The sequence below is a fragment of the Pedobacter sp. ISL-64 genome, from assembly GCF_018613605.1.
GTDB lineage: Bacteria > Bacteroidota > Bacteroidia > Sphingobacteriales > Sphingobacteriaceae > Pedobacter.
In genome coordinates, this window is record NZ_JAGGPU010000002.1 from 99,690 (window position 1) to 126,037 (window position 26,348).

Annotated in this window: 37 protein-coding genes; 26 read left to right on the forward strand and 11 right to left on the reverse strand. The window is 42.3% G+C overall.

The window, feature by feature from the left end; all coding sequences use genetic code 11:
* Window positions 1–37: 37 nt before the first annotated feature.
* Together J7E57_RS02995 and J7E57_RS03000 are read left to right on the forward strand one after the other, a co-directional pair.
* Window positions 38–616, forward strand: a complete 579-nt coding sequence (locus J7E57_RS02995; protein ID WP_215125121.1) for a GNAT family N-acetyltransferase — start codon at window positions 38–40, stop codon at window positions 614–616.
* Between the two features lie 8 nt (window positions 617–624).
* Window positions 625–1,551, forward strand: a complete 927-nt coding sequence (locus J7E57_RS03000) for a LuxR family transcriptional regulator (RefSeq protein ID WP_215125122.1) — start codon at window positions 625–627, stop codon at window positions 1,549–1,551.
* A 179-nt stretch (window positions 1,552–1,730) separates the two neighbouring features.
* Here J7E57_RS03000 and J7E57_RS03005 read toward each other — a convergent pair whose 3' ends face one another.
* The 6 genes from J7E57_RS03005 to J7E57_RS03030 all read right to left on the reverse strand — a co-directional run bounded on the left by J7E57_RS03005 (window position 1,731) and on the right by J7E57_RS03030 (window position 4,786).
* Window positions 1,731–2,420, reverse strand: a complete 690-nt coding sequence (locus J7E57_RS03005; RefSeq protein ID WP_215125123.1) for a porin family protein — start codon at window positions 2,418–2,420, stop codon at window positions 1,731–1,733.
* A 145-nt stretch (window positions 2,421–2,565) separates the two neighbouring features.
* A complete protein-coding gene (locus J7E57_RS03010) occupies window positions 2,566–2,808 on the reverse strand; it encodes a hypothetical protein (RefSeq protein WP_215125124.1) in 243 nt (80 codons plus the stop codon).
* Window positions 2,792–3,142, reverse strand: coding sequence for a hypothetical protein (locus J7E57_RS03015; RefSeq protein ID WP_215125125.1), 351 nt, complete (start codon window positions 3,140–3,142; stop codon window positions 2,792–2,794). Before J7E57_RS03015 ends, J7E57_RS03010 begins: the two co-directional genes overlap by 17 nt.
* 17 nt (window positions 3,143–3,159) lie before the next feature.
* Window positions 3,160–3,630, reverse strand: coding sequence for a hypothetical protein (locus J7E57_RS03020; RefSeq protein WP_215125126.1), 471 nt, complete (start codon window positions 3,628–3,630; stop codon window positions 3,160–3,162).
* A 549-nt stretch (window positions 3,631–4,179) separates the two neighbouring features.
* Window positions 4,180–4,269 carry a hypothetical protein gene (locus tag J7E57_RS27425; protein WP_215125411.1) on the reverse strand — a complete coding sequence of 30 codons (90 nt, stop codon included), beginning with the start codon at window positions 4,267–4,269 and terminating at the stop codon, window positions 4,180–4,182.
* 142 nt (window positions 4,270–4,411) lie between these two features.
* Window positions 4,412–4,786, reverse strand: a complete 375-nt coding sequence (locus J7E57_RS03030) for a winged helix-turn-helix transcriptional regulator (protein ID WP_215125127.1) — start codon at window positions 4,784–4,786, stop codon at window positions 4,412–4,414.
* Window positions 4,787–4,893: 107 nt separating this feature from the next.
* Here J7E57_RS03030 and J7E57_RS03035 point away from each other — a divergent pair, with 107 nt between their 5' ends.
* Window positions 4,894–5,808 carry an alpha/beta hydrolase gene (locus J7E57_RS03035; protein WP_215125128.1) on the forward strand — a complete coding sequence of 305 codons (915 nt, stop codon included), beginning with the start codon at window positions 4,894–4,896 and terminating at the stop codon, window positions 5,806–5,808.
* 2 nt (window positions 5,809–5,810) lie between these two features.
* A complete protein-coding gene (locus tag J7E57_RS03040) occupies window positions 5,811–6,974 on the forward strand; it encodes an MFS transporter (RefSeq protein ID WP_215125129.1) in 1,164 nt (387 codons plus the stop codon).
* A 198-nt stretch (window positions 6,975–7,172) separates the two neighbouring features.
* Here the strand turns inward: J7E57_RS03040 and J7E57_RS03045 are convergent, their stop codons facing one another.
* Window positions 7,173–7,475, reverse strand: a complete 303-nt coding sequence (locus J7E57_RS03045; RefSeq protein ID WP_215125130.1) for a hypothetical protein — start codon at window positions 7,473–7,475, stop codon at window positions 7,173–7,175.
* 552 nt (window positions 7,476–8,027) lie between these two features.
* Here J7E57_RS03045 and J7E57_RS03050 point away from each other — a divergent pair.
* The 14 genes from J7E57_RS03050 to J7E57_RS03115 all read left to right on the forward strand — a co-directional run bounded on the left by J7E57_RS03050 (window position 8,028) and on the right by J7E57_RS03115 (window position 16,567).
* Window positions 8,028–8,189, forward strand: a complete 162-nt coding sequence (locus tag J7E57_RS03050; protein WP_215125131.1) for a hypothetical protein — start codon at window positions 8,028–8,030, stop codon at window positions 8,187–8,189.
* 266 nt (window positions 8,190–8,455) lie between these two features.
* A complete protein-coding gene (locus tag J7E57_RS03055) occupies window positions 8,456–8,857 on the forward strand; it encodes a single-stranded DNA-binding protein (RefSeq protein ID WP_215125132.1) in 402 nt (133 codons plus the stop codon).
* Between the two features lie 53 nt (window positions 8,858–8,910).
* On the forward strand, window positions 8,911–9,387 hold the full coding sequence (locus J7E57_RS03060; RefSeq protein WP_215125133.1) for a hypothetical protein: 477 nt from the start codon (window positions 8,911–8,913) through the stop codon (window positions 9,385–9,387).
* Complete coding sequence (locus tag J7E57_RS03065) at window positions 9,384–9,944, forward strand: hypothetical protein (protein ID WP_215125134.1); 561 nt, start codon at window positions 9,384–9,386, stop codon at window positions 9,942–9,944. Before J7E57_RS03060 ends, J7E57_RS03065 begins: the two co-directional genes overlap by 4 nt.
* Before the next feature lie 5 nt (window positions 9,945–9,949).
* Complete coding sequence (locus J7E57_RS03070) at window positions 9,950–10,171, forward strand: hypothetical protein (RefSeq protein ID WP_215125135.1); 222 nt, start codon at window positions 9,950–9,952, stop codon at window positions 10,169–10,171.
* A 29-nt stretch (window positions 10,172–10,200) separates the two neighbouring features.
* Window positions 10,201–10,791, forward strand: a complete 591-nt coding sequence (locus tag J7E57_RS03075; protein ID WP_215164922.1) for a PRTRC system protein E — start codon at window positions 10,201–10,203, stop codon at window positions 10,789–10,791.
* A gap of 11 nt (window positions 10,792–10,802) precedes the next feature.
* Window positions 10,803–11,021 carry a PRTRC system protein C gene (locus J7E57_RS03080; RefSeq protein ID WP_215125137.1) on the forward strand — a complete coding sequence of 73 codons (219 nt, stop codon included), beginning with the start codon at window positions 10,803–10,805 and terminating at the stop codon, window positions 11,019–11,021.
* A 4-nt stretch (window positions 11,022–11,025) separates the two neighbouring features.
* Window positions 11,026–11,205, forward strand: a complete 180-nt coding sequence (locus J7E57_RS03085) for a hypothetical protein (RefSeq protein ID WP_215125138.1) — start codon at window positions 11,026–11,028, stop codon at window positions 11,203–11,205.
* 20 nt (window positions 11,206–11,225) lie between these two features.
* A complete protein-coding gene (locus J7E57_RS03090) occupies window positions 11,226–12,182 on the forward strand; it encodes a hypothetical protein (protein WP_215125139.1) in 957 nt (318 codons plus the stop codon).
* Window positions 12,175–12,918, forward strand: a complete 744-nt coding sequence (locus tag J7E57_RS03095) for a prokaryotic E2 ligase family D protein (protein ID WP_215125140.1) — start codon at window positions 12,175–12,177, stop codon at window positions 12,916–12,918. Before J7E57_RS03090 ends, J7E57_RS03095 begins: the two co-directional genes overlap by 8 nt.
* Window positions 12,915–13,796, forward strand: a complete 882-nt coding sequence (locus J7E57_RS03100) for a PRTRC system ThiF family protein (protein WP_215125141.1) — start codon at window positions 12,915–12,917, stop codon at window positions 13,794–13,796. The genes J7E57_RS03095 and J7E57_RS03100 overlap by 4 nt, the downstream gene beginning before the upstream one ends.
* A gap of 22 nt (window positions 13,797–13,818) precedes the next feature.
* Window positions 13,819–14,340, forward strand: coding sequence for a hypothetical protein (locus tag J7E57_RS03105; RefSeq protein WP_215125142.1), 522 nt, complete (start codon window positions 13,819–13,821; stop codon window positions 14,338–14,340).
* A gap of 91 nt (window positions 14,341–14,431) precedes the next feature.
* Complete coding sequence (locus J7E57_RS03110; protein ID WP_215125143.1) at window positions 14,432–15,598, forward strand: hypothetical protein; 1,167 nt, start codon at window positions 14,432–14,434, stop codon at window positions 15,596–15,598.
* A 159-nt stretch (window positions 15,599–15,757) separates the two neighbouring features.
* The gene (locus J7E57_RS03115; protein WP_215125144.1) at window positions 15,758–16,567 is read left to right on the forward strand and encodes a hypothetical protein; all 810 of its coding nucleotides are present in this window, start codon (window positions 15,758–15,760) and stop codon (window positions 16,565–16,567) included.
* Window positions 16,568–16,720: 153 nt separating this feature from the next.
* Here J7E57_RS03115 and J7E57_RS03120 read toward each other — a convergent pair whose 3' ends face one another.
* The 4 genes from J7E57_RS03120 to J7E57_RS03135 all read right to left on the reverse strand — a co-directional run bounded on the left by J7E57_RS03120 (window position 16,721) and on the right by J7E57_RS03135 (window position 19,041).
* On the reverse strand, window positions 16,721–17,047 hold the full coding sequence (locus J7E57_RS03120; protein ID WP_215125145.1) for a hypothetical protein: 327 nt from the start codon (window positions 17,045–17,047) through the stop codon (window positions 16,721–16,723).
* Window positions 17,020–17,733 (reverse strand): NAD(P)H-binding protein, encoded by a 714-nt coding sequence (locus tag J7E57_RS03125; protein ID WP_215125146.1) that lies wholly within the window; start codon window positions 17,731–17,733, stop codon window positions 17,020–17,022. The genes J7E57_RS03120 and J7E57_RS03125 overlap by 28 nt, the downstream gene beginning before the upstream one ends.
* Before the next feature lie 207 nt (window positions 17,734–17,940).
* Entirely contained in the window at window positions 17,941–18,270 is a 330-nt protein-coding gene (locus J7E57_RS03130; protein ID WP_215125147.1) for a YnfA family protein, read from the reverse strand.
* 318 nt (window positions 18,271–18,588) lie between these two features.
* Window positions 18,589–19,041, reverse strand: coding sequence for a winged helix-turn-helix transcriptional regulator (locus J7E57_RS03135; RefSeq protein WP_251029778.1), 453 nt, complete (start codon window positions 19,039–19,041; stop codon window positions 18,589–18,591).
* Window positions 19,042–19,143: 102 nt separating this feature from the next.
* Here J7E57_RS03135 and J7E57_RS03140 point away from each other — a divergent pair, with 102 nt between their 5' ends.
* From J7E57_RS03140 to J7E57_RS03175, 8 genes are all read left to right on the forward strand, one after another.
* Complete coding sequence (locus J7E57_RS03140; RefSeq protein WP_215125148.1) at window positions 19,144–20,238, forward strand: alkene reductase; 1,095 nt, start codon at window positions 19,144–19,146, stop codon at window positions 20,236–20,238.
* Window positions 20,239–20,356: 118 nt separating this feature from the next.
* Window positions 20,357–21,085, forward strand: coding sequence for an SDR family oxidoreductase (locus J7E57_RS03145; protein WP_215125149.1), 729 nt, complete (start codon window positions 20,357–20,359; stop codon window positions 21,083–21,085).
* 10 nt (window positions 21,086–21,095) lie between these two features.
* Complete coding sequence (locus J7E57_RS03150) at window positions 21,096–21,935, forward strand: alpha/beta fold hydrolase (RefSeq protein ID WP_215125150.1); 840 nt, start codon at window positions 21,096–21,098, stop codon at window positions 21,933–21,935.
* Between the two features lie 26 nt (window positions 21,936–21,961).
* Window positions 21,962–22,945 carry a zinc-binding alcohol dehydrogenase family protein gene (locus tag J7E57_RS03155; RefSeq protein ID WP_215125151.1) on the forward strand — a complete coding sequence of 328 codons (984 nt, stop codon included), beginning with the start codon at window positions 21,962–21,964 and terminating at the stop codon, window positions 22,943–22,945.
* A gap of 308 nt (window positions 22,946–23,253) precedes the next feature.
* Window positions 23,254–24,141 carry a helix-turn-helix domain-containing protein gene (locus tag J7E57_RS03160; protein ID WP_215125152.1) on the forward strand — a complete coding sequence of 296 codons (888 nt, stop codon included), beginning with the start codon at window positions 23,254–23,256 and terminating at the stop codon, window positions 24,139–24,141.
* Window positions 24,142–24,327: 186 nt separating this feature from the next.
* Window positions 24,328–24,813, forward strand: coding sequence for a DUF1569 domain-containing protein (locus tag J7E57_RS03165; RefSeq protein ID WP_215125153.1), 486 nt, complete (start codon window positions 24,328–24,330; stop codon window positions 24,811–24,813).
* Window positions 24,814–24,863: 50 nt separating this feature from the next.
* Window positions 24,864–25,547 (forward strand): DUF1569 domain-containing protein, encoded by a 684-nt coding sequence (locus J7E57_RS03170; RefSeq protein ID WP_215125154.1) that lies wholly within the window; start codon window positions 24,864–24,866, stop codon window positions 25,545–25,547.
* A gap of 29 nt (window positions 25,548–25,576) precedes the next feature.
* Entirely contained in the window at window positions 25,577–26,341 is a 765-nt protein-coding gene (locus tag J7E57_RS03175; RefSeq protein ID WP_215125155.1) for an SDR family oxidoreductase, read from the forward strand.
* Window positions 26,342–26,348: the final 7 nt, after the last annotated feature.

The following is a 26,348-nucleotide window of genomic DNA, read 5'->3' on the forward strand; positions in this document are numbered from 1 at the left end:
AAAATGAAACAGCTACTTGTATTAAACATTGCTACCTATGATAAAGGCAACATCGAGAGACAAACAATTGGTTACGGACCTATTGGTTAAGTCCTTTGAAGACAATCAAAGTGTCAATTACATCATCCATCAGGACAAAAACCGCTTAAAGCGAATCCATGCCTTAATGGCCTATTCTTTTGAAATTTGCCAGATGTCCGGCGAGGTCGTTTTATCCGATGATAATAGGGCATGTGCCCTGATTCTTTATCCGCATAAAAAGCGGACAAGCTTTAAATCTATATACCTGGACATCAAACTGGTTCTACAGAGCATTGGCCTGCCCGGCCTCCTCAAGGTTTTGAAACGTGAGGCCCTGATTAAAAAAAAGCAGCCCAAAGAAGAGATGGCCTATCTCTGGTTTATAGGCGTAGATCCGCTGTACCAGCAATCAGGTGTCGGCAGCTGGCTTTTACAGCAGGTATTTGTTGAAGCTGGCAAGAAAAAGCTACCGGTATACCTGGAAACCTCGACACTCAGAAACCTCCCATGGTATAAACGTTTTGGTTTTCAGATCTACGATGAATTGAACTTAGGGTATACCCTATATTTTTTGAAACGTTTACCATCTAATTAGCGAAAGCGATGCTCGTATTTGGGGAGATGCATCTGGTGACGTTGATTTTTGTATTGCTCGAACTAACAATGCTTGGTGTTCAGCTCGGCTATTACCTGAGCCAGCCAGGAGATGGGCATCGCGCATGGTACCTTGTCCTGCTGCTTCTTTTGCTATTTTATAATGTTACGGGCGGATTGTTTCCAGACCCCAAAGTAACTTTCCTCTCCTTAAGGGTCCAAAATATTATCGCTTATGGTAGCGGATTTCTGATGGCTTCCTACTTTCCCTTCTATTTCTATAAAGCTTTTGAGCTTAGACTATTGCGATTTCACGCTATATATGGTGTTCCGTTATTTCTTTTGTTACCTTATTTGATATTTTTCGTTATTTCCTATTCCCTGAACGGTAATCTGGATTTCGCGATCAGATATGGTATCATCATTCCCTTCTTTTATTCGTTCATTGTCCTGAAGGCAATTCTAACCGCCATTAGAAAACGGTATAGGGAAAATCGCCTCAAGAGTTTATATATGGAAGAAATTGCTGTTTACTGCGCCGTTGTTCCCTGGGCCGCTTTGACAGTGATTACCTATTTTCATTTTAGCCAGTTGGTAGAAGTGCTGCTTACCAATCTCGGTTTCGTGGTTATCACCGGCATGTTCATCTTTAAGACCGCATGCCGGGAAAAAGTCAGGTACATGGAGGAAAACAACCTTACCATCGACGGATTGAGCCCCGAGCAGTTCCAGGCAAACTGCCTGTATTTTGGCCTGACCAAAACGGAAATTCTGATCGTCATGCAGCTGTACAAAGGCATGACCAACAAGGAAATTGCCAGTGCATTGCTCGTTTCAGAAGAAACTGTGAAAAAGCACATCCAAAATACCTTCAGGAAAGCCAATGTAAAAAACAGGGCCGCATTGATCCATAGATTACAGAACGCACGTTATTGATCATGGTAATATTACCTTTCCCATTTTGATCCGTTTTACTCATCCCGCTCAACTACATGAAAGGAACACTTTCAAGAATTAATTCCACTTATCAATCATCTTAGGGAATGGGGCGAAAAACAAATGCTGCACGACAACATCAATCCAAGTTTAGCTGTTAATTATTCCTTGTTAGGTTGTCACAGTTTATACCCCAGCGAAACGCCGAATCCTTTATTCCTGATACTGCCTCCGCGTTGATAACCATTGAAGTGGGGTACAAGATTGGCTATACCAACCATTCCCGTTAGCTGCAGCGAAAAGCGTTCGCGAAACTCATAGCCCAATGTTGCATTTAAACCATAGTCAAATGGTCTTCCATAGGTATATTCTGAATCGTTACGAACCGAGCCGTCGTTCCTAAAGGCTACTCTGCCTTCTCCATTCTCCCTGATGTCTCCTATAAGTATATCAGTGTCCGACTTCCAGCTCCCCCCGGTTCCATAAGCGATATATGGCCCTGCACCGAGTAACAAAGAACCTGTTCCAAGTTTAGGTTTGTACAAAAAATTTACTGGCAATTCCAGATAGTCAGCCTTTACCTTTAAATTAGTAGCTGAGCCGAAACCTCCACTTTGCTGTTTAAATCCTCTGCGTGAGTACAGTAATGCTGGTTGCAAATAAAAGTCACCCGCTAAGGCGATTTCTGCGGTAAGACCCAACGTCAAACCTGGGATGGATTGTGTGCTGGCTTTTTCCCCGTTCTCTGCTTTTTCTACAACGTTAGAAAAACCTACACCAGCCCTGATGCCAAACTTGGATTGGCCACTGACCATGTTATAAGCAGAAGTGAGACCAATTAGTAATAAAAGTAGTTGAATATTTTTCATCTGTTTTGTTCTTTTGTTCGGTTAATAACTGTACATCTTATCGAGGATAAGATTACTTGTGGTTTTTATTTTGCTCATGATCTGAGTCACGTAAAGTCCTGTTTCACGCCAGCTCATGTTCGGCTTGAAGAGCGTAATTCTCAACTCAAATATCTAATCTTTTAATAACTGTTTCTTTTCCATCAATGAGGCTGACAGAAACCAGCTCGATCTTACCGCCTTCATACTCATGGATAATTAAATCATCTTGGGTACACAATTTATTTCTGTAGGAAATTGGCATTCCATGCAGCCAAGCCCTGTTATTCTCTTCATAATGTATTGCCAGGGATTGATCGTGAAGTTCCTTTTCTGTCTTTTCAAAAATATACTCATGCAAATTTTCCATAACCTAAGTTGGCGAAAGCCATTCCGGTTGCTGGTGAAACAGCGCTTTCCTTAGACTGGTTTGCTTCCTTGCTAACGGGAGCATCTAACCTCCCTTCCTTGTTCAGTAAATCAAACTGATCAGGGGACAGCAGGATATCTCCCTGTAAAAAGTATTGTGACCCTGATTTTTTGACGACAACGCCGGATTGGAGCCTTACAATTTCTTCTTTTGATGACGACTTGTTTTGTGACTGGTCTGTTAAGGATTTCTCCTGCATGTCCTTGCGACAACTGCTAAGACCTAAAAACATGCACAGGGTGAGCAACCCGAACGAATATTTGATTTTTTTCATAATGATTAGGGATTAGATTATGGTTTATAATGTCCTTTAAGTATTCTGAACTTAGTTTCAGATCCCTTCTTTTTTAGGTAAAAATAATCGCCCTCTAACCTATACTTACCTGAATCAATCAAGACGGTTTCCTTAGTTGTATTATTATAGGTACTGAAAAATACCTGCTCGTCTTTGGAATAAAAAATCCCCGCTTTCCCGATGCCCAAGAGCGGATTATTTGAGGAGTTGCTGAAGTCCCCCGGCCCAAATTTTGAGTTAACTGGTTCCGAGGACGCCGGCGGAAATAGAGACCAATTAAACCTCAGTGTATCGCCGTTAACTATAGGAGCCCATTGTTCGCCTTCCTTTCTGGCTTCAGCCAGTTTCAGCTCTAAATTATATTCATTAGGATCAACTCCTATAGGGGTGTCTGGTAAGCTGTCGTTCTTGACACAGGAGGTAAGAAAAAGTGCTATTGCGGAAATCAGGAAAATAGATGTTTTCATAAGCTAGATTGTTGTATTAAAGTACTTTATGATAAAGTTATATATTTTTCCCATATACGGGAATATTCAGATTGTAACAATCCTGTAATAGAATATATAAACTACTTGAGTACAATATTTTATCCCGTAAACGGGATAATTGGTGTACTATAGGTAACTTCACTCAATACGTGCACCGTTACTGATCCTAAAAGAGGAAATCATTCTAAAAAGGCTGTTTTTTTTGTTTCTATAGACTTGGATCAAGCGGAAACATCGGGCCAATCAGCCTTCTCTTATCATTAACAGTAGATTTATTGAAAATTGGGAGTAATTGGGTAAATGTAAAAAACGCATCCAAAGATATGCTCTAATGTGTAAGTTTCAGGTAAACTGTTTCTTCCCTACTTTTGGTGGTAGGATAAATTAAGAATGAATTTGAGTAGCAAAACGCCCGTTAATGCTCTTTAAATGATAGATGGCATAGGTGCATATGTTCTGCCAAAATTCGCTGATGAGGAGTTACCACAATTCCATAAGCGACAAGTAGGATAAGCTCAATACCGCATACTATACCGGTTTATCTTCCTTGACCCAAAGGCAGATAAGATAACCTTCAGCTATTTCGCAAAGTCCTGCTAAAAGAAAATTGATAACGATCTAATTATTTCCATGTTCCGAAGCTAATTATTTTGGTGTCCAAGGGCCAGGTGTTGTGCAGCATAGATTTTCTTTTTTAGGGCTAATTAAAAATAGTTCTCTGCCGCTGGCGCATTATTGGCCGGAGCGTTCGAAGATCTTTTCATACCGAACTCGGGTAGTCTTGGTTTTGCCGATGTTTAGCTCCCCAATTGCTTAATTGTAGCCAGATAGGTATTAGCTCCTTGGACATGCTACTAAGTTCATAATCAACTCGTAGAGGAACTTCTGCATAAACGGTCCGTTTCACCAATCCGTCTTTTTCAAGTTCGCGAAGTTGGAGTGTCAGCATCCTTTCACTTATATTGGGGATCATTTTTTTGATTTCTCCAAACCTCAGCTTGCCGTGCTCAAGTTTACACAGGATTAGTAATTTCCACCGCCCGCCCATTTTACATACCGCATAAGTGAGGTCGCAGCCTTCGGTAATGCATTTTTCATTGACCATGTTGGTTGAACTTTCTTTCCTTTTTCCCATTACTTACAAATTTGTTAGCACCGAACAATTGACTGTGTAGCGAGCAAAAGTAACAAGTGCCATATACATTTGCGCTTCAATTATAAATTTTTACGAAATACATATATATGCAGTTATCATCGCAAGTGCAGCAAGCACTGACCTACATCGGTTCAATAGAAATAGAGGGCAAAATAAATCCCTGGGAAAAAGGACGGGAGTTTTATGAAAAGTTTATTCCCCTGGCAGGAGAAAAAGAAGCTGTTTTTAAGATTGAGAATATCGCAATTCAGGGAGAGACTGACCAAATCAAGCTTAGGATTTACCGTCCGTCGGAGCAAGATAATCTACCTGTAATTGTTTATTTTCATGGAGGATGGTTTAATTCCGGAGATTTAGAGACACACGATACCCCACTGCGCAGGCTGTCAAATCTATCCAAGGCTATTATCATTGCTGTTGATTACAGGTTGGCTCCCGAGCATCCCTTTCCTGCCGGATTAAACGATGGAATGATTGCCCTGGAATGGTTATTTGAAAATGCAGCAGCGATTAACGTTGACCCTAATAAAGTCTCACTCGCCGGAGATAGCGCAGGTGGAGCTTTGGTTGCTGCATTGACTGGTAAATTTGCGGCAAAGATCAATTGCCAGTTATTGATTTACCCGGTAACCGACTGCTCACTCACTACAGGCTCTTGGGAAATGTTTAAAGACGGGCCACTGCTTGATGCAAAAAGTGGGGCTCAGGCATGGAAGTGGTATTTGTCAAATGCGAATGATTCCTTCAATCCTGATGCAGTGCCTTTGTTGCAGACTAGGTTTTGTGGACTACCCCCAACCTTTGTTGCCACTGCCGAATACGATCCGCTGAGGGATGAAGGTATGATGTACGGGGAGAAGTTAAAGCAAAATGGTGTAAGTGTTACTGAATTAACTTATGGTGGTATGATACACGGTTTTTTTCAGATGGGTGGAGTGATCGATCAGAGCGATACCCTTATGGGTGATATGGTTAAGTTTTTCACCCAACATAGCGCATAAAAATGAAAAAGTATGCTTACATCGGTTGCCTTGGTTTTATTGGGGTAATCACCACTGAGTTCGGGGTGATTGGGATTTTACCACAAATCGCTGATCACTACAATATAAGTATCGATATTGCCGGGTACCTGTTAAGTGCGTTTGCGTTAATTATTGCACTAACCGGACCTTTTATGACCTTATTGGCATCTGGTTTCGATCGTAAAAAAATCATGCTGGCAGCCATTTCTATTTTTGTGCTAACTGGCTTGGTATCCTCATTTTCTCCACCTTTTTGGCTATTGATGCTGGTCAGGGTCATGCCTGCATTTCTCCAGCCTGTTTATATTGCAACAGCATTGTCGGTAGCAGTTTCCGGCGCAGATAAAAAAAATGAAAATGGTCTCATGAGTATAGTTTTTAGCGGTGTTGCTATTGCAATGGTTACTACGGTTCCCCTTGCTACCTACCTTGCAAGTCTATGGTCATGGGAATATTCTTTTTTTGTACAGACTATAGTAAGTGTTATAGCCTTTGCAGGAATTTATTTCATACTGCCAGATATGCCTGTAAAAGAAAAGAAGTCTTTTGGCAGTCAGTTGAGAATTCTTAGTGAACCAACTTTTATCGTCAGTATTGCCATGAATTTGTTCATGATCATTGCGTGGTTTTCAACTTATAGCTATTTTGCTGAATACCTGAACAAGTCAAAAGGGATGGATGATAAACGGGTAAGCCTGATGCTCCTGATCTTCGGAATTATGGGTGTTTTGTCTACCTGGATTGCCGGGAAAATGCTAAACAGAAACATTCCTCAAACTACCGCCTTTTTTCTTTCAGGAACGATACTGATTCCTATATTATTGCATTTCTCTGGAGGAAATACCAATGCGACTTTAATTGTGGTCGCAGTATGGGGCTTCCTGTATTCTCCAAGCTTTCTTAATGCATCCACATATATGATTTCTGCGGCACCAAATTCCCTGGAATTTGCGAATAGTCTGGCAACTTCATTTGGTAATCTTGGAGTGACCATAGGGACAACCCTTGGAGGGTGGATGATAATAACTAAAGGGGTCGTTTACAATCCCTGGATTGGCCTGGTATTTGGAACTCTAGCCTTTATAATGATTGCCTTGAGGAGTTTTTTGGAAAAAGGAAGAGCTTTACATTCCAAAACTATATAGAACCTTTCTGCGCCCAATGTCTCAAAGACAATTGGATGAGCATCGGCGTTCGTGTTGTTCACCGAAAGTGACCAACAACCACTATTACTGAAATCCCCATAAAAGATATTAAAGTAAACTGTTTTAAGTCCTTGCCGAAGTGTGCCTGGTCAAAGAAATGGTACCCGTAGCACATTTCGGTAAGCGATTTGGTGTCGTCTAACTCATCAAAACGGTATTGAAACGCAAGATAGAGGCAAACTTTTTAGGTGTTTTTCTAACTATTTCTCTGAAGCGTTTTTCAAACGAGCTTTGACTGATGAACAGTTTTTTATTCAGTTCTTCGATGCGTATGGCTCCCTTGCTGTGGTAGATTAGCCTCACCGCTTCCACACTCAGTCTATCTGTCTCCTTATCTTTGAGTTGTGTCATTAAGAACTGCTGGACAATATTTATTCGCTGCCGGTCAGTTGTAGCAAGTCTCAGTTTCTCTTCCACTTCCGCTATCAAAGATATTGGCATGGGCAGGGCTTAAGTTAACAGCTTATTTACAGGAGCTGACACAAAATGAGCAAATCCGGTTTCGCTAAAATAAATCAAAATTGTCCCGTTGTTGGGTGAGTTCTTGAAATCTTGTAGCTATCAGAATTTCCGTGATCCCAGCAAGGGCCAGTCTGGTTTCGGTAGTCCCTCGGATCGTGGCGAGCTGCCATTATATTGAAAACCGATGACCAATCCCGAAGTGGGAAGACTTTATAGACGTTTTCCAATTCATTCTCCGACGCTACAAAATATTTGATGTAGGGTTTTAACCTTCCGGCCGGAAAATAGGTATCGAACGTCATCTGGCTTATGATGCTTTTGTTATTGTGACCAGTGAGGCATCTGAATTATTCATCATAGCTTTCTTGAGACTTCTTTGAAGGATCTGAACAGCTAAAATTGGTTTGTAAGACACAAGTACAGAAACCTAAATTCCTTTTCAATTAAAACTACGGTGCTGATGGATCGCCCAAAGCGATTCAGATCTTCTCGCATACCGGTCGCGTTTGGACTTCTAATTTGAAAAAAGCCATGAATCCAGCTGGCAAAGACCTGCAAACCTGTCCTGCACTAATCTTCATCATGGGCAAAGACCTAGGCCGTTGCCTTCGGCCCGCGCTATCGGCTGTATCTGCCATGCAGGATGCCGCTGCTATCGCTAACGGGAGTAGATCTTCGGAGATCTGGTCATAGCGACATTTTTAGCGAAACGGGTCAAAAGCGCAGCTAAGTTCGTGCCCGCATTCCCTCTCGGAGTGGCCAAAAGACTACGGCATAAACGGCTGCCTCCCCAAAGGGTCCCCTCCATATATTCCGTTTCCTTTTGGCTTTTAGGCGGGCTCTCTTTTTTGCTTTCTTTTTTCCCTTTTTCTTTTAAAAATATCACCAAAAAAAACAAAACAGGCAAAGGGGCGAAAAGAGAAACAAACAAAAATAGTTCAAAAAAAATTAAAAACGTTATGGAAATCACAGGAAGATTAACAGCAAAAGCAACCGTCAAAGAAGTAAAAGGCGGTAAAAAGGTAACCGAGTTTACAATCGCTATCAACGACAGCTACCGTCCCAAAGATGGCCAAAGGGTACAGCTAACTACCTACATTGAATGTGCCTACTGGCTGAACGCAGGTCTGGCCGAATACCTGAACAAAGGCACATTGGTAACTCTGACAGGCAGGCTAGGCGTAAATGCCTGGCTGAACAAGGATGGCGAGCCTAAAGCGACCATTACCTGTAATGTGTCAAACATCAAACTGTTAGGCCAGTCCTCAAAACAGGGAACTGACAGGGCAGAAAGCGAAGCGGTAAAAAAGGAAGCCGTTTATGCCGATAGCGCTAAAGGCGATGACGACCTGCCATTCTAAACCAATTGATAATCATAGGGGGAGCAATCCCCTTTTACTTAAAAACTAAAGATATGGCCAACTGGTGCAGTAACGTAGTCGTGTTCATAGGCGAACAGTACGAAATCGGTTTATTGGATGCCCTTATCGGGACAATGACCGCAAAAGAACAAAAAGAGCGGAAAGGGCAATTGCCCCATTTTGTAACCGAAGACAGCGGTTACCTTTTCGATATACACTGGGAGGGCGAAGTACTCTACTTCGAAACCAAATGGGTGCCCAACATAGCGGTAATCACCCAAATAGCAGACCAGTACAACCTTGGTTTTATCCACAACTATGTGGAGCCATCGATGGGCATCTATGGCGAGGCAACCTACGAGAACGGCACCCTGACCGATGTTTATCTCGAAAATGAAGACTTGTTAAGCTACGACTATGACGAGCAGGAAAACTGCTACCGCTTTGAAAACGGGATATATCACAGCGAGGAAGAAATACACGAAATCCTGATTGAAAGGAAAAGGGCAATTAAACTATTACTGCAATGAAAACGGTACACCTAAATCTATACCCATTCGCAGAATTAAGCGAAGACGCAAGGGAAAAAGCACTTAACGACCACCGCTTCATCAACGTGGATGATGCTTGGTGGGATAGCATCTACGAGGATGCAAACCAAAGCGGGCTGAAAATAAACGGATTTGAGTTCGACACAGGGTACTACTGTAATGCAGAATTTACAGAGGATGCGATTTTTTGCGCAGGGAAGATACTGGATGCTCATGGTGAAAACACACCCACTTATCAAACTGCCCTATCCTTTTGGACAAGGCGGAACGGGATTGTAGCTGGCTCCCCGAAAGACCAAAACGCAGAGTTTGAAAACGTGGAGGAACTGGATGACCTGCTTGACAAGGCGGAAGATGATTTTTTGACCGCCATCCGATGGGAATACCATAGCCTACTGATACGGGAATATAATTGTCAAACCAGCGATACGGCCATTACCGAAACCCTTGAAGCAAACGACTACCACTTTACCGCAGACGGCAAACTGGCGACCCGAATTGAAAAACTATCAAATGAACTACCGCTAAATCAATAATGACCATGAGCAACCTATCAAAAAAAACAGAAATAAAAGCCTTGAAAGTATTAGCCAAAACACTCCGCTTTTTTGATGAACTGCGGGATTTGGACATGACCGCATGCGATGATTATGATGCAACATCAGCAGAAAACCTCTTGCGTGGGCATACTCCGAACAAACGGCTATCAGGCAGTCTATCAGTCCGGCAAAGGTACGCTACTGGTGAAATTGGCAGATTATGACAAATGGTTAAACACTAAAAAATGACAACATGAAAACGAACTTCTTTGAAAACATAAACGAAATGCACGTGCCGGGCAACTGGAAAATGACCATCCATACAGACGAGCAGGGACAGTTTACCGTGTCTGCATTATTCACCGCCCTGCATAATGCGGATAACGCCACCAAAGCCATACCGCCTATGCTGTTAAAGGGAACTGCATCAGAAATGGACGAAGGATTTTTCGAGGCCATTGCCCAGCCCGTACAGCAGACAGCAGGGCTTTATACCAATCTGAATGCCTACCATAAGGAACTGGAAAAGGCACGATTGGCCTCCAAAATGGAGCAGGATAAAAAAAGCAGGAACAGTCCTAAACCCGCAAAGGGTAATGCCGATGCTGAGGACATAGAGGTCAGCGAAACCCTGCCCAACAGGGAGGACAAGAAAAGAGAATATGCCGAGGCGATGGCCAAGGTCAGCGAACTCAATGCTACCTGTAAGTACGGGGAAGCACTGGCCATTCTGCCAAAAGCAGAAGACCACCCCGAAAAGGAAGCCGAACTGAAAAAGCAATTGGCCGAGCTGACCAAGAAAAAGGAGCAGATGGCACAAGTCCTTTCATTGTTTAACGCCTAAAAATCAAAGCCATGTTATCGACAAGCACACTACAAAGGGTTTTCCTGCACAAGGAAAACGGTATAGAAATCAAATTGACAGACCCCGGAGAAGGGTTTGCGCCCGAAGCGGTCATGACCTTTTATTCGGCAACGTACCCCATTTTGACCAATGCCAAAATCACTGGCCCCGAAATCAGAAACGACCAGATACAGTACAGATTTGAGAGTACGATGGGCACCAAAGGATAAAGCCATGAAACCACAACCTTCCATCACACGCAGGATACCCATCATTAAAGACAACGACCAATGGAAATTGCATCAGCTATTCAAGGATTTTACGGAGAAACTCGACAAACTGCCCGACGCAGGCGAGGTAAGGCGCAACCCCAAACGAAGCGCACCGCAAGGCATCGTGCCGATGGTTTTTTAAAGCACAGGTTTCTTCCGTTTTTGGCGGTACCATCGAGGAATTACAGGCAAATGGAAGCGGAGTTTTTCCGCTCCCTTGACCACCTCTGTACCGCCTATGGACTGCCCTTGCCGGACGTTTCGGCCATAGATTTTCCGCAAAACATCCCTTTGGCCTATATGCAGGTTAAGGAAGCCCTACAGCTAAAGGACAAAAATGCAGACTGTATCATCATCAGAGACCAGACCCACAGCGCAACATTAGCGGTACTCCATACCTACGGTACAGGCCATTGCCTGTTTTATATCCCCGTAAAACCGCTATGGAACTTGGTACAGACCGCACAAGGACAGCCATTGACCGAAATGCTCCTGTCGGTATATGCCTACCTGTACCAAGTGGCTAAAGTGCCTTATTATACCGAAAATGACAGCTACCTCTCTTCTCAATACTATACCTTGCAGCAGTGGATAGACGAGGCGGACGATGACAGTGAGGAAGAACAGGGCTACAAGGACGAACAGACCGAGGTCATAGATTTGCTCAACCATGCGGGTAACCACCTATTGCCCCTTATTAGTGACGCAAACCACCTGACGGCATGGGAAGCCAATATCCAAGCCTACAGAAATGTAGGCGACCCTGACCCTGAAACCGAAAGTCTGGCCGAGCAGCTCCTCACCTTGTTCAGGGAATATCCCAACCAAACCGTTTTTGACAATATCCACGACGAACTGATAGCGCCCGAAGAAACCGAGCGCATACGGGCAGAGCAGTATATCAGCTTTTACTGGAGCAGTAACGATTGTCTTTATGATACGCTGTTTGATATGGTCAATAATGACTTTCAGGAGTACGGGGTAATTGACGAGCCGACAGCTATTCAGCTTTTCGATACCCGAAATTCCGCAGTACTGAATGACCTCGGTTTTGAAAAGAGGCTTTTTGAACTGATAGACAAACTATGTGAAATCTTAAATAAATACGACCATGACTAATGTAACTGGTGACTTTAACGATAGGTATATTCCCTATAAAGCACTACTGATTTATAACTGCCAAAAGGAAAATGACCATAACATAAGCACCGATGAAGCTAATTCCGTTTATGTGGAAAGCTACGACATCGGTTTGCAGGGCAACCCCATCAATGCCCATCCCTTATCCCTGAATGAGAGCATCGCACTGGCTGAACTGCTCCAAAGCAGTGCCGAAATGCAGAACGGCTTTTTAAAATCACAGGGCTTACTGCCAAACAACCTGCTGTACCTCAAACCCGATAATAACGGCTTTGCCGTATGGTACACCCCGCCACAGCAAAGGGAAATGTTCTTTGTCAGGGGTTTGGGCATTCCCTGCGCAAGGGCATACGTTCCGGCAATGGTGTGGAAGGCAGGCAGGGACAGCCTTTGCGTTTTTGCAGTAAAAGGCAAATCCAAGCCCACCGCCAAAACCGCCCTTTACCATGCGCCGTACTTCAACATCTATGCTAACGGGAATGTCTGTATGGGTAACGTCAACATCAGCATTGACAGGGGAACACATCTCGAAAATTTCATGATGCAATGGGAAAGCTATTTTTTCGGCAGTTATTTCAGCCATACCATTAATGGGGGAAGCAGGACAAACGGGAACATCGTCCAACTATGGCAACAGCAGGTCGCTACGGGGAACAGGTTCTCTGACCTGCACCTGCTAAAAAATGGTTTAACACTTAATCAGCTTATCCGATGAAAAAGATAAAAGTAACTCAGCCCCTGCCAGCCGTTCACATCGTGGAAAAGGAATGGCTTAACCCTTTTAATCCAATTGCCGTTAACCTCATTGGTGCGGGCGGTACAGGCAGTCAGGTACTGACCGCTTTGGGCAGGATCAACCATGCCCTGACCGAACTGAACCATCCCGGCCTGTTTGTTCGCCTGTTTGATGACGATAAGGTGGAACGTGCCAACCTTGGCAGACAGCTTTTCGCTACTGCTGAACTCGGGCAATATAAAGCCGTAGCCTTGATTAACAGGGTGAACCTGTTTTTTGGGACGAACTGGAAAGCGGTAACGGCACTTTATGATCAAGCAAACTTAAAGCAGCAGCCTGAACTTGCCCGCGCTGGACTCACCATTTCCTGTGTAGATACCGTACAGGCAAGATTAGAAATTGCCGAAATCCTGAAAGCTGTGCATGCACATTCAAATTATGGACGGAACAGACCTGTCTATTATATGGACTTTGGCAACAGCCGGTCTTCGGGGCAGGTCGTCCTTTCTACCGTTGGCAAAGTACCACAGCCACAGATGAGCAAATACCAGACCGTAGATTCCCTGCCGATGGTCACCGATGAATTTAAGGACTTGTTACTGGCCTCTGAAAGTACAGACAAAACGCCAAGCTGTTCCTTAGCGGAAGCCCTGACCAAACAGGATTTGTTCATCAACTCCGCACTGGCAAATACAGGCGCATCCCTGTTATGGACTTTGTTCCGTGAGGGAATGGTCACCAACAGGGGCTTCTTTGTCAACCTGAAAGACTTCAGGATGCAGCCCATCAAGGTGACCCCGCCATCAGGGGTCATTGTGCCTTTGAAGCCCAAAAGAGTTAAAAATAAGTTCGCTTAATAATAACACCAAATAATACAACATGAAAAGAAACAACAGACGGTCACTGCAGGCAAGGCTTGCCGTACTTCCACACATTGTGAAGGAACTTCAGCGGATAGACAAGGCCGTTCCCCTAAATGAACAGGCAGGAATAAAAACGCTGGCACTGGACAGGGATAATGACCCCGTACTGGTTCCAATGGATGACCATCAGCCCCAAAAAAAATTAGGCCATTCCCTAGAACAGTTTCCGCACAAAAACCTGATTTCTCTTTTGAAGTTCTTGCGCTCCACTGTTGGAAAGGATGGAAAAACAGGTTCCGTGTTTACACGGCTTAAGCCAAAGGAAATGGGCTACCACGAATATCTGGATTACTGGCTTTGTGCCTGTGGCAATTTCGAGAAGCTGGAGGGGTTTAATGCCTGTGACAGCGAGGGGAACCTCGTTAGTCCTGTACCCAAAGCTTCCTTTTGCAGATGTGAAAGGTGCGGCAGGGTTATAAAGGTGTCCAGCCACACCATTGTGGGAATTAACCTCAATCCGATAAGGGGCAGATTTTGAAGGGGGAGCATAAAGACAGGATTATTTTCTATCTGCCGCTAAAAGTATACAGTGCCGAAACCAGGGGATTTCAGTATTAAATTTTAAGACAATGGTAAAGATTAAAGAGGGTTATGTGATGACCGCACGTGAGAAGGAGGACTTTGACAGGGATAATGCCCGCCCAAGAAAACCTTCAGGCAGGGTGGACTATTATTTTAAACCGCAGACCAAGTACCCGCCAAGAATATACGTGTTCATGCATGCTGAGATGTGGTGCGACCGCAACCGGAGGCCGATGGGACTGTTCCATGCTTTTGCGTTCCTGTCAAGGGCGATGAACAGCGAGGAAATAGAATACCACCATTTCGACAACCGCCTGTGTTACCACCAGTATGAGGATTGGGACAAGCTGCTTTATGCCGAGCAGCAGGAATGTGAGTTGTTGGATGAAGAAAATGAAGGGGCAGGAACAGCTTTTCTCGCCAAGCTGAAAAGTTTGCGGGAAAAATATCCTTTGGCCGGTAAGCCCCTCCCCGAACAAGAGGTCAGGGATAAAACTCCTGCCATGCCTGAAATCACAACCATTATCTTGCAGAGTGATCAGCAGAAAGTGCTGGCCGATCTGATTGCCTATGGAAATAGTTTCAAGGCAGGGATGCTCAGTACCGCAATGGAGATCGAAGGGAACGGGTATCAGCGCAAGGCGGTACTGGTTGCTCTTACGGGCTTGTACCGCAATATTGTCTTGGAAGAGCCTGAAAAAAAGGAATTGACCTTGGAGGGAATAAACCGTAAGGTAATGGCATCGAAACTGCGCACCCGCAAGAACTTTGTGCGCAGGGTCTACCGACAGAACAAATTGTTCGCCATGAGTGAGATATGCCAGCATTACCTTGGTTATACAGAGGAAATGCTTTTGAAGGATTTAGCTGTGAAATCAAAAAAGGTAAAAAGGAAAAAGCATAAGCCCAGCACAGACCTGCGCAGCTGCCAGTTGGAAAAACTGGCAGCGAAACTTCGTTACCATGATCTTGATGAAAGCCAGTACCATCGGGTCTGCAATACGATGGTGATGCTACAGAATGCCCATAACCACCGCCTGCCAATTCCCCTGACCGTGAAGTTGGGCGGGGAAGCGCTGGTCTATGAGTTTTACTGGAAGACACGGGAACAGGTGGTCAAGTCATTTGTGGAACTGGCTAACAGCAAAGGAATGACCCATGAATTGCTGAAGCAGAAACATCAGGAGATTACCAGCTCTGGCTACAGTTTCTAATACCCTGACCACTGCCGGATGGTTCTTTATAAACAGGGGCTCTCTTTGTGCGCTAACCCGCTCACACACAGAGGCGAATCCCAGATCCTGCGGGGGTATTCTAAATTATTTAGCATCAATCGTTGGAAAATTTCATGTAAGCCGATATTTTTGGGCTACATGAAAGCGAATTTTGAACACCATAAAGCGGAATTTAAAAAGCTGTCCTCACAGGGCACCAATCTTTTCAATGCCATGCAGGATGAACAGTTTCCTGACCGGATGGAAGCGCATTTCACCAAGGTGCTCAAAAAGGATTACCATGCTTTCAAAAAAACACTGCCGTCCTTTAGCCATGCCTACCAGCATTGGTATTCCCAGGCGCAGGTACTCATCAAACTGCTGCTGCCCGATCGCCTGGCTGATTTTATCAGGCTGTACGAACAGCCAAAAAACCGCAGGGAGGTCAGGCCGGAAACTTATGTGATTGAGGACTATCTCAAAAATATAACCATAACGACCGGTTTTGATAAAAAGATCGTCGTATCCCCTGATGCTGCAATCCCTGTTTTTCAGCAGCAATTGAATATCTTAAATGCTGTGGAAGGCCGTTTTGACAGCATCCTTTATGACATCCAACTGCACCTGCAGGCAGAGATCTTAGATGCGGAGCTGGCATCGGCCGCACTGCTCGTTAAAAACAAGCAGTTCAGATCGGCTGCGATCATATGCGGGATCGTGCTCGAAAAATATCTCGCCCAACTCGCAGCTACCCATAACCTAAAGATCGGCAAAAGAAATCCCTCCATCGGTGATCTGAATGATCTTTTAAAGAAACAGGAGGTTTATGATTTTTACACCTGGAGGTTTGTCCAGGGCATGGGGGATTTTATCAAAAATTGTTATTCGGTGAAAAAGGGTGAACCCCATCAGGAAGACCTTGCTGATCTGCTCGCCGGTGTAGACAAGGTGATTAAAAGTGCGGTATAAGGTCTGGATATAACCTAGCCGTCCAAAGAATTTAAAGTGCCGAACTTTTTTGATACCTATACCAGGGGAACTAGTTTGATAATGGTAGTTTTAGAAAAGCCAATAAATGACAAGGCAGGAAAACCTTCTGCCTTGTCCATCCTAATTTGCTAATTAGGCTTGAAAATTTTGCGCTAAATATTGCTTCGAGGTTGGCTTACGGCCTAAAAGTTTTGTCAGATCCCCGCTTGTAAAGTCGCCTTTGCCATGCGATTGCGCCAGAATAATACTTATATATTCTTCTGGGATGAAGATTCCTGACTCAGCTAGTGCACTTATAAATGTTTCTTTTGTTGGAGAAACATAATTCACCGTGCGACCTATTATTTCAGAGATATATTTGCCACATCGCGATAACTGTAAGTTTCGATATTGACAAGATCGTAATGTTTGTATTCGTGCCCCCTGCGAAACTAAAACCTCGGCAGCAGCTTCTGCCATTTCCGAACGTAAAGCCCATCCCATTTACCTTCCCCCGCGGGTAAATAGATCACGCCCGATTGTTTCACATCTCCAATGAAAAGCGGTATGGTATCTAAATACAAACTATTTCTTAGTATAGTATATTTTAGCCCGCTTTCCTTAAGCAGTCGTTCCGTTTCAAAATGGGCGTGCATGAATAACCATAACAAAGAATCTGAATTTTCGATCGTTCGGGCTCCGCTTGTGTAAAGGATATGTTTAACGTTTGCGGCTTTAGCTGCCTCAATGATATTCGCATGCTGCGATAGCCGATTAGACAAATCGGTCGCTGAAACCAATAATAATTTGTCAACGCCGCTAAATGTCTTTATCAGCGAAAGAGGCTCGTCATAATCACCTAGAGCGATTTTGATCCCTTTTGACTCCAACTCTTCTGCTTTTTCTTCCATACAGAAAACAGCCATCATCGGTTTTGAAATGACGCTAAAAGCATAGCCAATTCGTACAAACAGAACATGTTTAGCTGAAATATCGGAAAGTTTACCAAAATAGCCTTTACTAAGGCCTGCAGTTGCTTCGGCGACACCTTCAAGAATTCCTATTAATACAATTGAAAAGCCAATCGACTTTAGTAGATCGGCATAATTGGATAAGGCATTTCGCTTGCAGTGTCGGTCAATAAACTTACCACCGATAAAATCCAAACTGTCCGTGTAATATATTTCAAATCTTTTTCTGTCTTATTTGTATTTACTAAGTGGCGTAACTCGGCTAAAGTTGGTTACCTGCCAAGTAGCTAAGATACCGTAAAGAGCAAGAATAATTGCACCTATTATCCAAACCAACACAGCTTATCTTCTTTAATGCAAAGCCAGATAAAATTGCTTAAAATATCATGATTTCTTTTTGATTTAATTACGAGGTGCATAGATAATAATACAGGCACCTATTAAAGCAATTGAAGCGCCAATTATATCATATCTATCAGGTTTGAATCCATCTACTTTCCAGGCCCATATTAAAGCCAACACAATAAAGACACCACCGTAAGTTGCATATACCCTACCGAAATTAGCGGTTTGCCAAGTAGCCACAATACCATAAAGAGCTAGAATTATTCCTCCCAATATGCCGTACCAAAATGGTTTATCTTCTTTTAACCATAGCCATATCAAATAACCACCTCCAATTTCAAAGATTCCAGCAATAATAAAAAACAATAGCGACCTTACAACTTCCATAACGCTAAAATAAGGATTTCAGGATTGATATTCGATAGTAGATTTATTCATACGGAAGAACTTCTATGAAATCCTATCCATTATCACCTCATTTTTTAATTGCCCCCCGTTCCGAATTTAAACTGGGTTCTTCCCCACTTTTTGAGGCGCCATAAGGTTTTACTCTTTGCACTGAGCAGAAACGGATCAGCAACCTGCTGAGATAGGAATAATTCGAAGAAAACGATTAATAAAATTTCTCTACCGCAGACCCAAGTGCGGGGATCTCCCGCACTTGGGTTCAAAATCGCACGTACCACTTTCATGGCATCCGGCTCCTCAACTATTTGGGGCTTGGTGCGGTAAAATGACTAAAGCATCAAATCTCCTTTTTAGCTCTTTCGTCTTTGTTTTTATAAATTTTTCTCTGTCCTTTTTCGCTTCTTTTAAAAGTGCTCGTATTTCAGTAGAAACAGAAAGATGCTTATCTGACCAAAATTGTATTTCAAGTAGAACAGGAAGTAAGTCAATTCCCTTCCCGGTTAGCACATACAAAACCTTTGCTTTACTGTCCGGGTGCTCTAATCTTTTTATAACCCCATTTTCTTCCATTACCAGTAGCCTGGAAGCTAATATATTGGTCGCAATTTTTTCATCTGATTTTAAGAAATCACCATAGGTGTTTTTATCAGAAAATATCATATCCCTGATGATCAGTAAAGACCATTTATCCCCAAATATATCCAACATACTGCTGATTGGGCAACCAGATCTGTTTGCTTTATTTTTCAAATTTTTCAAAATTAATTAAAAATCACTTGCAAATCAAAAGTAATTATCTACATTTGTACTTGCAAAACACAAGCAAATTTAAATAGAAAATTTTAAAATACAATGGATACCAATTCACTTTTCGATAATTACAACCTGAATGGTCTACAATTAAACAATAAAATGGTAATGGCGCCCATGACCAGAAGTCGCTCCAACAATCCCGAAAATGTAGCGACAGCACTTACTGCCGAATATTATGTACAAAGAGCCACCTCAGGTTTAATCATAACAGAAGGTACCTTCGTAAGCAGCGAAGCAGTTGGGGTGGTGAACGTTCCGGGTATTTATAGCAAAGCCCAAATTGAAGGCTGGAAATTGACAACTACCGCGGTGCACGAAAAAGATGGAAAAATCTTCGCACAGCTTTGGCATACGGGCGCCAATTCGCATCCGGATTTACATGGAGGAGATTTGCCTTTAGCACCATCAGCAATTAATCCCAATGTTAAAGTTTTTACAGCCGAAGGTTTTAAGGACAGTGTTATGCCAAAAGAAATGAGTTTGGAAGACATTAAACAAACCATTGCCGATTTTAAGCAAGGGGCAATCAATGCATTCGAGGCAAATTTTGATGGCATAGAACTACATGCCGCCAATGGCTATCTGTTCCAGCAATTTTTCTCGAAAAACTCAAACACACGTACTGATAGTTATGGCGGGTCAGTAGAAAACCGTTCGAGGTTTCTGTTCAAAGTTTTGGAAGAATTAAAACAGGTAGTTGATCTAGCGAGAGTGGGCATCCGTTTCAATCCTTCTTTACATGGAATGATGGGGATTAATGTAGATGATGAAACAATCGAATTATACGATTACATCACAAATAGATTAAACGCTTACGGTTTAGCCTACATCCACTTGTTAGAACCATTTACCGATGTTTCAGCAAACCAAAACGCAATTCCACAAGTTGCCAAACACTTCCGTAAAATCTATAACGGAACCATCATCATCAACAACGGCTTCAACAAAGAAAAGGCAACAAAAATCATTAATGACGGCGATGCCGATCTGGTCTCTTTTGGCGTGCCATTTTTGGCCAATCCAGATTTGGTAGAACGTTACAAAACCGATGTGCCGCTCAACACACCTGATCAGGCAACATTTTACACACCTGGGGAAAAAGGGTACACCGATTATCCAATATTTAATCACTAAAATGATTTGGCAACCAGGTGGGCTCTATACCGTTTTTGTCATCTAAAGCGAAGGGAAGGATGCCGCTTCAATCTCTGTCCTAACTACAAACAATACAAATAAATTTAAAAATAATAAAATGAATACATCAGGAAATACCATTTTTATCTCTGGCGGAAGTGCCGGAATAGGCTTGGCCATCGCTAAAAAATTAAGTGCTGCCGGCAACAATATCATTATCAACGGAAGAAATGAAGAACGTCTTCAAACCGCTTTGAAAGAATTGGAAAATACAATCGCCATCCAAGGTGATTTATCAGACAAAACAGATCGTATGCGCATTACCAAAGAATTAAATGAAAAATATCCGGAAGTCAATATCATTGTCAATAATGCGGGTATTGCATTTCTAAATGATTTAGTCGACCCTACTTTAAATTCATCAGAAATTGCCGCAAAAGAAATGAATACCAACTACGTTGCGGTGATTGATTTTACAGAATTAATGTTGCCTCAATTATTAAAGCAGGAAAGTGCAGCCATAATTAATATTACTTCAATTGCAGCCTTCAGGGGAAATCCATATGGTCCAACCTATGCTGCCAGTAAAGCCGCACTGCACAATTATACCGAAGGTTTGAGGGATAAGTTGGCAGAAAATGAAAACGTAAAAGTTTTTGAAGTTTTCCCACCATTGGTAAATACCCAGTTTTCAGCTGCAATCGGCGGTGCAAATGGAATCCCTCCAGCAGAAGTTGCTGATGAATTATTTATAGCAATAGAAAAAAGTCAGTTCGAAGTACCAGTTGGGGAAACTAAAAAATACCATTCAGCTATCCAGGAAGCATTTATTAAAATTAATAACTAAAAAAATAAAAATGGAAACACAATTCACAACAACAGCAAAAACCGAGTATGCATTAATTGATAATCAAAAAATTGCATATCGAAAATTTGGAGCGGGCGCACCAATCATAATCGCTAACCGCTTTAGAGGAACATTAGATACATGGGATCCTTTGTTTTTGGATTTATTAGCCAAAAATTATACCGTTATTACATTTGATTACCCTGGAATTGGTTATTCGGAAGGTACATTACCAACAGATATTAAAGTAGTGGCGAGCCAGATTTCAAAATTAGCTGATTACCTCAAAATTGATAAATACAACGTTATGGGTTGGTCTTATGGTGGTTTGGTAGCACAATACGCTACTTTTTTAAACCTAGATAGAGTACTCAAAACTGTAGTAATCGGTAGCAATCCTATGGGTAAAAATGCAGTTGAAATAGAACAGGCTTTTATGGAAAGAGCCTTGAAACCAGTAAATGATTTTGAAGATGCAGTTGTAATATTCTATGAACCAAAATCTAAAGAAAGTATTGCAGCAGCAGAGGCATCCGCTAAAAGAATCTATGCCCATGCCGATGTGTCTAAAATCCCTTCAACTCAAGAAATATTCGATAGATATTTTGCAGTTGTTCCACAATTAAACGCGGATGCAGATCATTTCCGGGAAGCTTATGCTACATTAAAAACACCTGTTTTAGTAATTTCTGCCGATCACGATATTTCTTTTGCTGTTGAAAATTGGTTCCCGCTATTGAAAAATGCCCCAACAGTTCAGCACATCATTTTGCCTAATTCGGGTCATGGGATGCAATTTCAATACCCTGAACTATCTACACAGTACATCAATACATTTCTTAAAAATTAATTAGCCTAAATAAAAGCTTAAGTAAAATGAAAGCCATAAGATTCCACGAAATTGGAGGGCCAGAAGTTCTCCAATTTGAAGAAGTTTCAACACCACAAGCACAGGCAGGCGAAGTGTTGATCAAAGTAGAAGCTGCGGGTGTAAACTTCGCTGATATTACACGGAGAAGAGGAGGTTATTATCCTGAACAAACTGATGGTCCTTATACCATCGGTGCAGAAGTGGTTGGTACCATAACAGAACTGGGAGAAGGAGTTACCACCTTTGAAATTGGCGCTTTGGTGATTGCCACGCCGCCAACAGGAGGTTATGCCCAATATGTGGCTGTACCGACGTTTTTGGTTGTTCCTGTTCCTCCCGGAATTAGCGCCGTGCAAGCTACAACATTGATGGCACAAGGTTTAACCGCTGCGTTATCCATTAAACATACCGCCAAAATGCAACCCGGTGAAAGTATTTTGATAGAAGGTGCTGCCGGTGGTGTAGGTTCGTTTGCGGTGCAGTTGGCTAAATTGTATGGTGCAGGAAAAATAATAGCTGCGGCAAGTTCAGCAGAAAAACGCAAAATTGCAGAAGATTTGGGTGCCGATGCTTCGGTAGATTATACCGATCCTAACTGGGTGGAGCAGGTAAAAGAAATGACTGATGGCAAAGGTGTGGATGTGGTGATCGAAATGGCGGGCGGCGAAACAACCCAGCAAGCTTTAGATACAATGGCAGCCTTTGGTCGTATGGTTTATTTAGGTCAGTCGAGCGGTGAAATTCCATTGATCGACCCTTGGAAGCTGACCGTTCCTACCCGTTCGGTTACTGGCTTTAGCATCTTTGCCTACCTTGCCTTCCCAGAAATGATCCAAAGCACGCTTGTAGAAATTATTGGATTTGTATTGAGCGGAAAATTGGATTTACAAATAGGTGCAGTACTGCCTTTGTCAGCAGCCGAAGAAGCACATCGATTAGTGGAAGGGAGAAAATCTACCGGAAAAGTAGTTTTAGAGCCATGGTCTTAACAGGAAAATTAAACTGTTTAACAATAGTCAAAATTAATCGGCCAGGTGTTAAAAAGGTAAAAGAGAAACCTTAACAGCTACTTGATTGCTAGCATTTGGCTAATTAATTATCATTAAAAAGGGGAAGCGAATAGTTTTCTCTTCACAGCTGTTGAGTCCAAAATGATGTTGTTTTGTGTTAGAGATTCTTCCTTTTGTGTTAAATCATTAAATAACAGTAGAATAAATTTGTCTTCGGATAATGGTATATTTAATAGGACTAATTTATCCCATCTGTCTACTGAATATAGAAAATAAAAAATCATCAGATGCAACACTTCAAATCCCTTAGTGAGATGGCACGTTCGAATGGAATGGCCCCACCAGAACATCCATTATTAGCCTTGATCAGAATCCAGGAAAACCTGGTGATCAATCAGCCTGAATTTACCAGCGATTGCTATATGATTGGGCTGAAGAAGGTGAAAGCTGGCTTTATGATCTATGGTAGAACAAAATTGGACCATGAAACAGGGTCAATGGTTTTTATTAAACCAAGACAGGTTGTTGAAATGAAAAATCTTGAATTTGAAGAAGATGGTTATATCTTATTTTTTCATGAGGACTTTTTAAACGGGCATAGCCTGAACCAGGAGATTCAGAAGTATTCATTTTTTGACTATGAAACCAACGAAGCACTTCACCTGGCGCCAAAGGAAGAAAAGGTAATCTGGAATCTTTTTAATACGATAGAACTGGAATATAACAACAACGAAGACGAATTCAGTCGGGAAATCATTATGGCGAACATCAATTCCATCTTGAAGTATGCAGAAAGATTTTATAAAAGACAATTTATCAACCGCAAGCCGCTCTCTGGCAAAACGGTTACGGAATTTAACAAAGTATTGGCTCAATATATCGAAGATGGATCTATTTTGCAAGGCTTGCCGAGTGTAGCCTACCTCGCAGAGCGCCTGAATATTTCCCGTAGATACCTGACTGACCTCCTGAAAATAGAAACTGGAAAAACCACGCAGGACCTCATTCATCTCGCCCTGATCAATGAAGCCAAAAATCGATTGAGAACCAATGATAGCACCGTATCTGAGATTGCCTACGCTTTAGGTTTCGAGAATATGTCCTATTTCTCCAGGCTGTTTAAAAGGGAAACCGGCGTGTCTCCTTCATCATTTGTAACCAAGCATATCAATTAAAAACAGGTATTCATCGCAAGCTTTAGAGGCTAAAAACCTTGACCCGCGATAATTACCCCCGCCGTTCTCAAATCAAAAGCCCCCCTTGCCCATCTAACTCCGTTTTTTTGTGTTAGACAATGCTACTTTCGTTCTAATCATCGCCTAATCAAGTGCTTAAATTTGCTTAACAAAAACAATAATAAGATGTCGCAAAAATCAGAAACAGAAAAAGTGGGAAGTAAGGAATTCTTTACCCCCAAAGCGCTATCGGTATATACCAAACGGATAAACCGTTTGACGCCACATTCGGAGCGCCAGTGGGGAACCATGGAAGCAGATCAGATGTTGCATCATCTAAACCTTGCATGCGGTAGTTCATTGGGTTATTTCAATCTGGCAGATGAAAGCACCTTCTTAACAAGAACTATTTTTAAATGGCTGTTGATAGATATTTTGCCACAGATGCCAAAAGGACTGAAAATGCCCGTTGGCTTTAAAATCCCCTTAAACCGGCATTTTGATTTCGAGCAGGAAAAAAATATCCTGTTAGAAATCATTGCGACAGCCACCAGTAGTAAAAGCACCTCAAGTTGGACGGCGCATGTCGGCTTCGGACACTTAAGTAATAGCCAATGGGCTAAATTATTGTCAAAACATATCGATTATCACCTCAAACAATTTGGTGTTTAGTCCAGACATAAGCTAAAAAACTAAGTTTAAACGCCATCTAAATAAAAAAAATGAATAAGCTAATCTTAACACTGGCCATAGTACTGTTTACTGTAATAGGCGCTAGCGCACAAGCCAGAAAAGAAAAAACAACCGAAATAAATAACAAGGACAATCCATCAATTGAAGCTAAGAATGTAAAAGCAAAACTCGATAGGAAAGTAATCAACAGGCATTTACTGCACAGTGTTTTTCCGATACTTTTTGCCACTATTAAGCAACCTTTTGTGAAAGGGATCAGGGGGAAGGATTTTTTTACCGACGAGAAATTGCAGACTTACATCACCAGAATAAATGGCCTTACGTCACAATCAGGGCGGGTATGGGGCACGATGACACCAGCGCAAATGTTGCATCATTTAAACTTGGCTACCGGAACCGCCCTGGATTATTTTGACCTACCGGATGAAAGCTTTTGGATGTCGAGAACCACATTTAAGTTTATATTGGTAGATGTACTTTCCAAACAACCCAAAGGATTGCGGATACCCCTAACTTTTAAAATCCCGCCTGAAGAGCATTTTGATTTCGAAAAGGAAAAAAAACTATTGATTGAAATCATCAGCAGGGCAAGCAAAAGCAAGAATACAGCAGCTTGGGGCCCACATCCATTATTCGGTAAAATGACAGATAAAGAATGGGGAAGGCTGCTCACCATGCATATCGACTATCACTTGAAACAATTTGGACAATAAACCATACTAGACAACAAAAAACAGAAATCATGGAAATTAAAGGAAAAACAATATTAATTACAGGCGGTGCCGCAGGTATCGGACTGGAAGCTACCAAACAGTTTTTGGCTGGTGGCGCTAAAGTGATTATCACTGGCAGAGATCAGGCAAAGTTGGATGCTGCAAAAAAAACTTATCCATCCATCACTACGATAAAAAGCGACGTAGCCGATGCGAATGATGCGCAATCACTTTTCGATCAGGTTAAAACATTGGGAGGCATTGATATCTTGTACAATAATGCAGGGATCATGAGTGGTCCGGCCAATTTGGGCAAGGCTGATGACAAACATTTTAAATCGGCAGAGGCCGAGATCAACATCAATTATCTTGGGGTTATCCGATTGAACAATCTTTTTATGGATATGTTACAATCAAAAAAAGAAAGTGCCATTATCAATACATCATCGGTACTGAGTTATGTTCCATTTAATCTTGCACCAACCTATTCGGCTAGTAAGGCGGCAGTTCGTTTCTATACGGTCGCCCTGCGAGATCATTTAAACATTATTGGCAGTAAAGTTAAGGTGTTTGAATTATTGCCTCCTGTAGTAGCCACCAGCATGACAGAAAACCTTGATACCAAAACCATCACTCCCCAAAAACTGATTTTTGAACTGATTTCAGCTATCAAGAAAAATACATATACCATTCGGGTGGGCGATACGAAATTGGTTTACCTGATGCACCGTATTGCTCCTAATGTGGCTTATGGACTGGTAAATACTGCGAAAAACGCAAAACTGTTGAAGTAAGTAACCG

Coding starts and splice junctions, on each gene's coding strand:
- J7E57_RS02995 (WP_215125121.1), top strand. CDS start 38: ATGATAAAGGCAACATCGAGAGACAAACAATTGGTTACGGACCTATTG.
- J7E57_RS03000 (WP_215125122.1), top strand. CDS start 625: ATGCTCGTATTTGGGGAGATGCATCTGGTGACGTTGATTTTTGTATTG.
- J7E57_RS03005 (WP_215125123.1), bottom strand. CDS start 2,420: ATGAAAAATATTCAACTACTTTTATTACTAATTGGTCTCACTTCTGCT.
- J7E57_RS03010 (WP_215125124.1), bottom strand. CDS start 2,808: ATGGAAAATTTGCATGAGTATATTTTTGAAAAGACAGAAAAGGAACTT.
- J7E57_RS03015 (WP_215125125.1), bottom strand. CDS start 3,142: ATGAAAAAAATCAAATATTCGTTCGGGTTGCTCACCCTGTGCATGTTT.
- J7E57_RS03020 (WP_215125126.1), bottom strand. CDS start 3,630: ATGAAAACATCTATTTTCCTGATTTCCGCAATAGCACTTTTTCTTACC.
- J7E57_RS03030 (WP_215125127.1), bottom strand. CDS start 4,786: ATGGGAAAAAGGAAAGAAAGTTCAACCAACATGGTCAATGAAAAATGC.
- J7E57_RS03035 (WP_215125128.1), top strand. CDS start 4,894: ATGCAGTTATCATCGCAAGTGCAGCAAGCACTGACCTACATCGGTTCA.
- J7E57_RS03040 (WP_215125129.1), top strand. CDS start 5,811: ATGAAAAAGTATGCTTACATCGGTTGCCTTGGTTTTATTGGGGTAATC.
- J7E57_RS03045 (WP_215125130.1), bottom strand. CDS start 7,475: ATGCCAATATCTTTGATAGCGGAAGTGGAAGAGAAACTGAGACTTGCT.
- J7E57_RS03050 (WP_215125131.1), top strand. CDS start 8,028: ATGAATCCAGCTGGCAAAGACCTGCAAACCTGTCCTGCACTAATCTTC.
- J7E57_RS03055 (WP_215125132.1), top strand. CDS start 8,456: ATGGAAATCACAGGAAGATTAACAGCAAAAGCAACCGTCAAAGAAGTA.
- J7E57_RS03060 (WP_215125133.1), top strand. CDS start 8,911: ATGGCCAACTGGTGCAGTAACGTAGTCGTGTTCATAGGCGAACAGTAC.
- J7E57_RS03065 (WP_215125134.1), top strand. CDS start 9,384: ATGAAAACGGTACACCTAAATCTATACCCATTCGCAGAATTAAGCGAA.
- J7E57_RS03070 (WP_215125135.1), top strand. CDS start 9,950: ATGAGCAACCTATCAAAAAAAACAGAAATAAAAGCCTTGAAAGTATTA.
- J7E57_RS03075 (WP_215164922.1), top strand. CDS start 10,201: ATGAAAACGAACTTCTTTGAAAACATAAACGAAATGCACGTGCCGGGC.
- J7E57_RS03080 (WP_215125137.1), top strand. CDS start 10,803: ATGTTATCGACAAGCACACTACAAAGGGTTTTCCTGCACAAGGAAAAC.
- J7E57_RS03085 (WP_215125138.1), top strand. CDS start 11,026: ATGAAACCACAACCTTCCATCACACGCAGGATACCCATCATTAAAGAC.
- J7E57_RS03095 (WP_215125140.1), top strand. CDS start 12,175: ATGACTAATGTAACTGGTGACTTTAACGATAGGTATATTCCCTATAAA.
- J7E57_RS03100 (WP_215125141.1), top strand. CDS start 12,915: ATGAAAAAGATAAAAGTAACTCAGCCCCTGCCAGCCGTTCACATCGTG.
- J7E57_RS03105 (WP_215125142.1), top strand. CDS start 13,819: ATGAAAAGAAACAACAGACGGTCACTGCAGGCAAGGCTTGCCGTACTT.
- J7E57_RS03110 (WP_215125143.1), top strand. CDS start 14,432: ATGGTAAAGATTAAAGAGGGTTATGTGATGACCGCACGTGAGAAGGAG.
- J7E57_RS03115 (WP_215125144.1), top strand. CDS start 15,758: ATGAAAGCGAATTTTGAACACCATAAAGCGGAATTTAAAAAGCTGTCC.
- J7E57_RS03120 (WP_215125145.1), bottom strand. CDS start 17,047: ATGGCAGAAGCTGCTGCCGAGGTTTTAGTTTCGCAGGGGGCACGAATA.
- J7E57_RS03130 (WP_215125147.1), bottom strand. CDS start 18,270: ATGGAAGTTGTAAGGTCGCTATTGTTTTTTATTATTGCTGGAATCTTT.
- J7E57_RS03140 (WP_215125148.1), top strand. CDS start 19,144: ATGGATACCAATTCACTTTTCGATAATTACAACCTGAATGGTCTACAA.
- J7E57_RS03145 (WP_215125149.1), top strand. CDS start 20,357: ATGAATACATCAGGAAATACCATTTTTATCTCTGGCGGAAGTGCCGGA.
- J7E57_RS03150 (WP_215125150.1), top strand. CDS start 21,096: ATGGAAACACAATTCACAACAACAGCAAAAACCGAGTATGCATTAATT.
- J7E57_RS03155 (WP_215125151.1), top strand. CDS start 21,962: ATGAAAGCCATAAGATTCCACGAAATTGGAGGGCCAGAAGTTCTCCAA.
- J7E57_RS03160 (WP_215125152.1), top strand. CDS start 23,254: ATGCAACACTTCAAATCCCTTAGTGAGATGGCACGTTCGAATGGAATG.
- J7E57_RS03165 (WP_215125153.1), top strand. CDS start 24,328: ATGTCGCAAAAATCAGAAACAGAAAAAGTGGGAAGTAAGGAATTCTTT.
- J7E57_RS03170 (WP_215125154.1), top strand. CDS start 24,864: ATGAATAAGCTAATCTTAACACTGGCCATAGTACTGTTTACTGTAATA.
- J7E57_RS03175 (WP_215125155.1), top strand. CDS start 25,577: ATGGAAATTAAAGGAAAAACAATATTAATTACAGGCGGTGCCGCAGGT.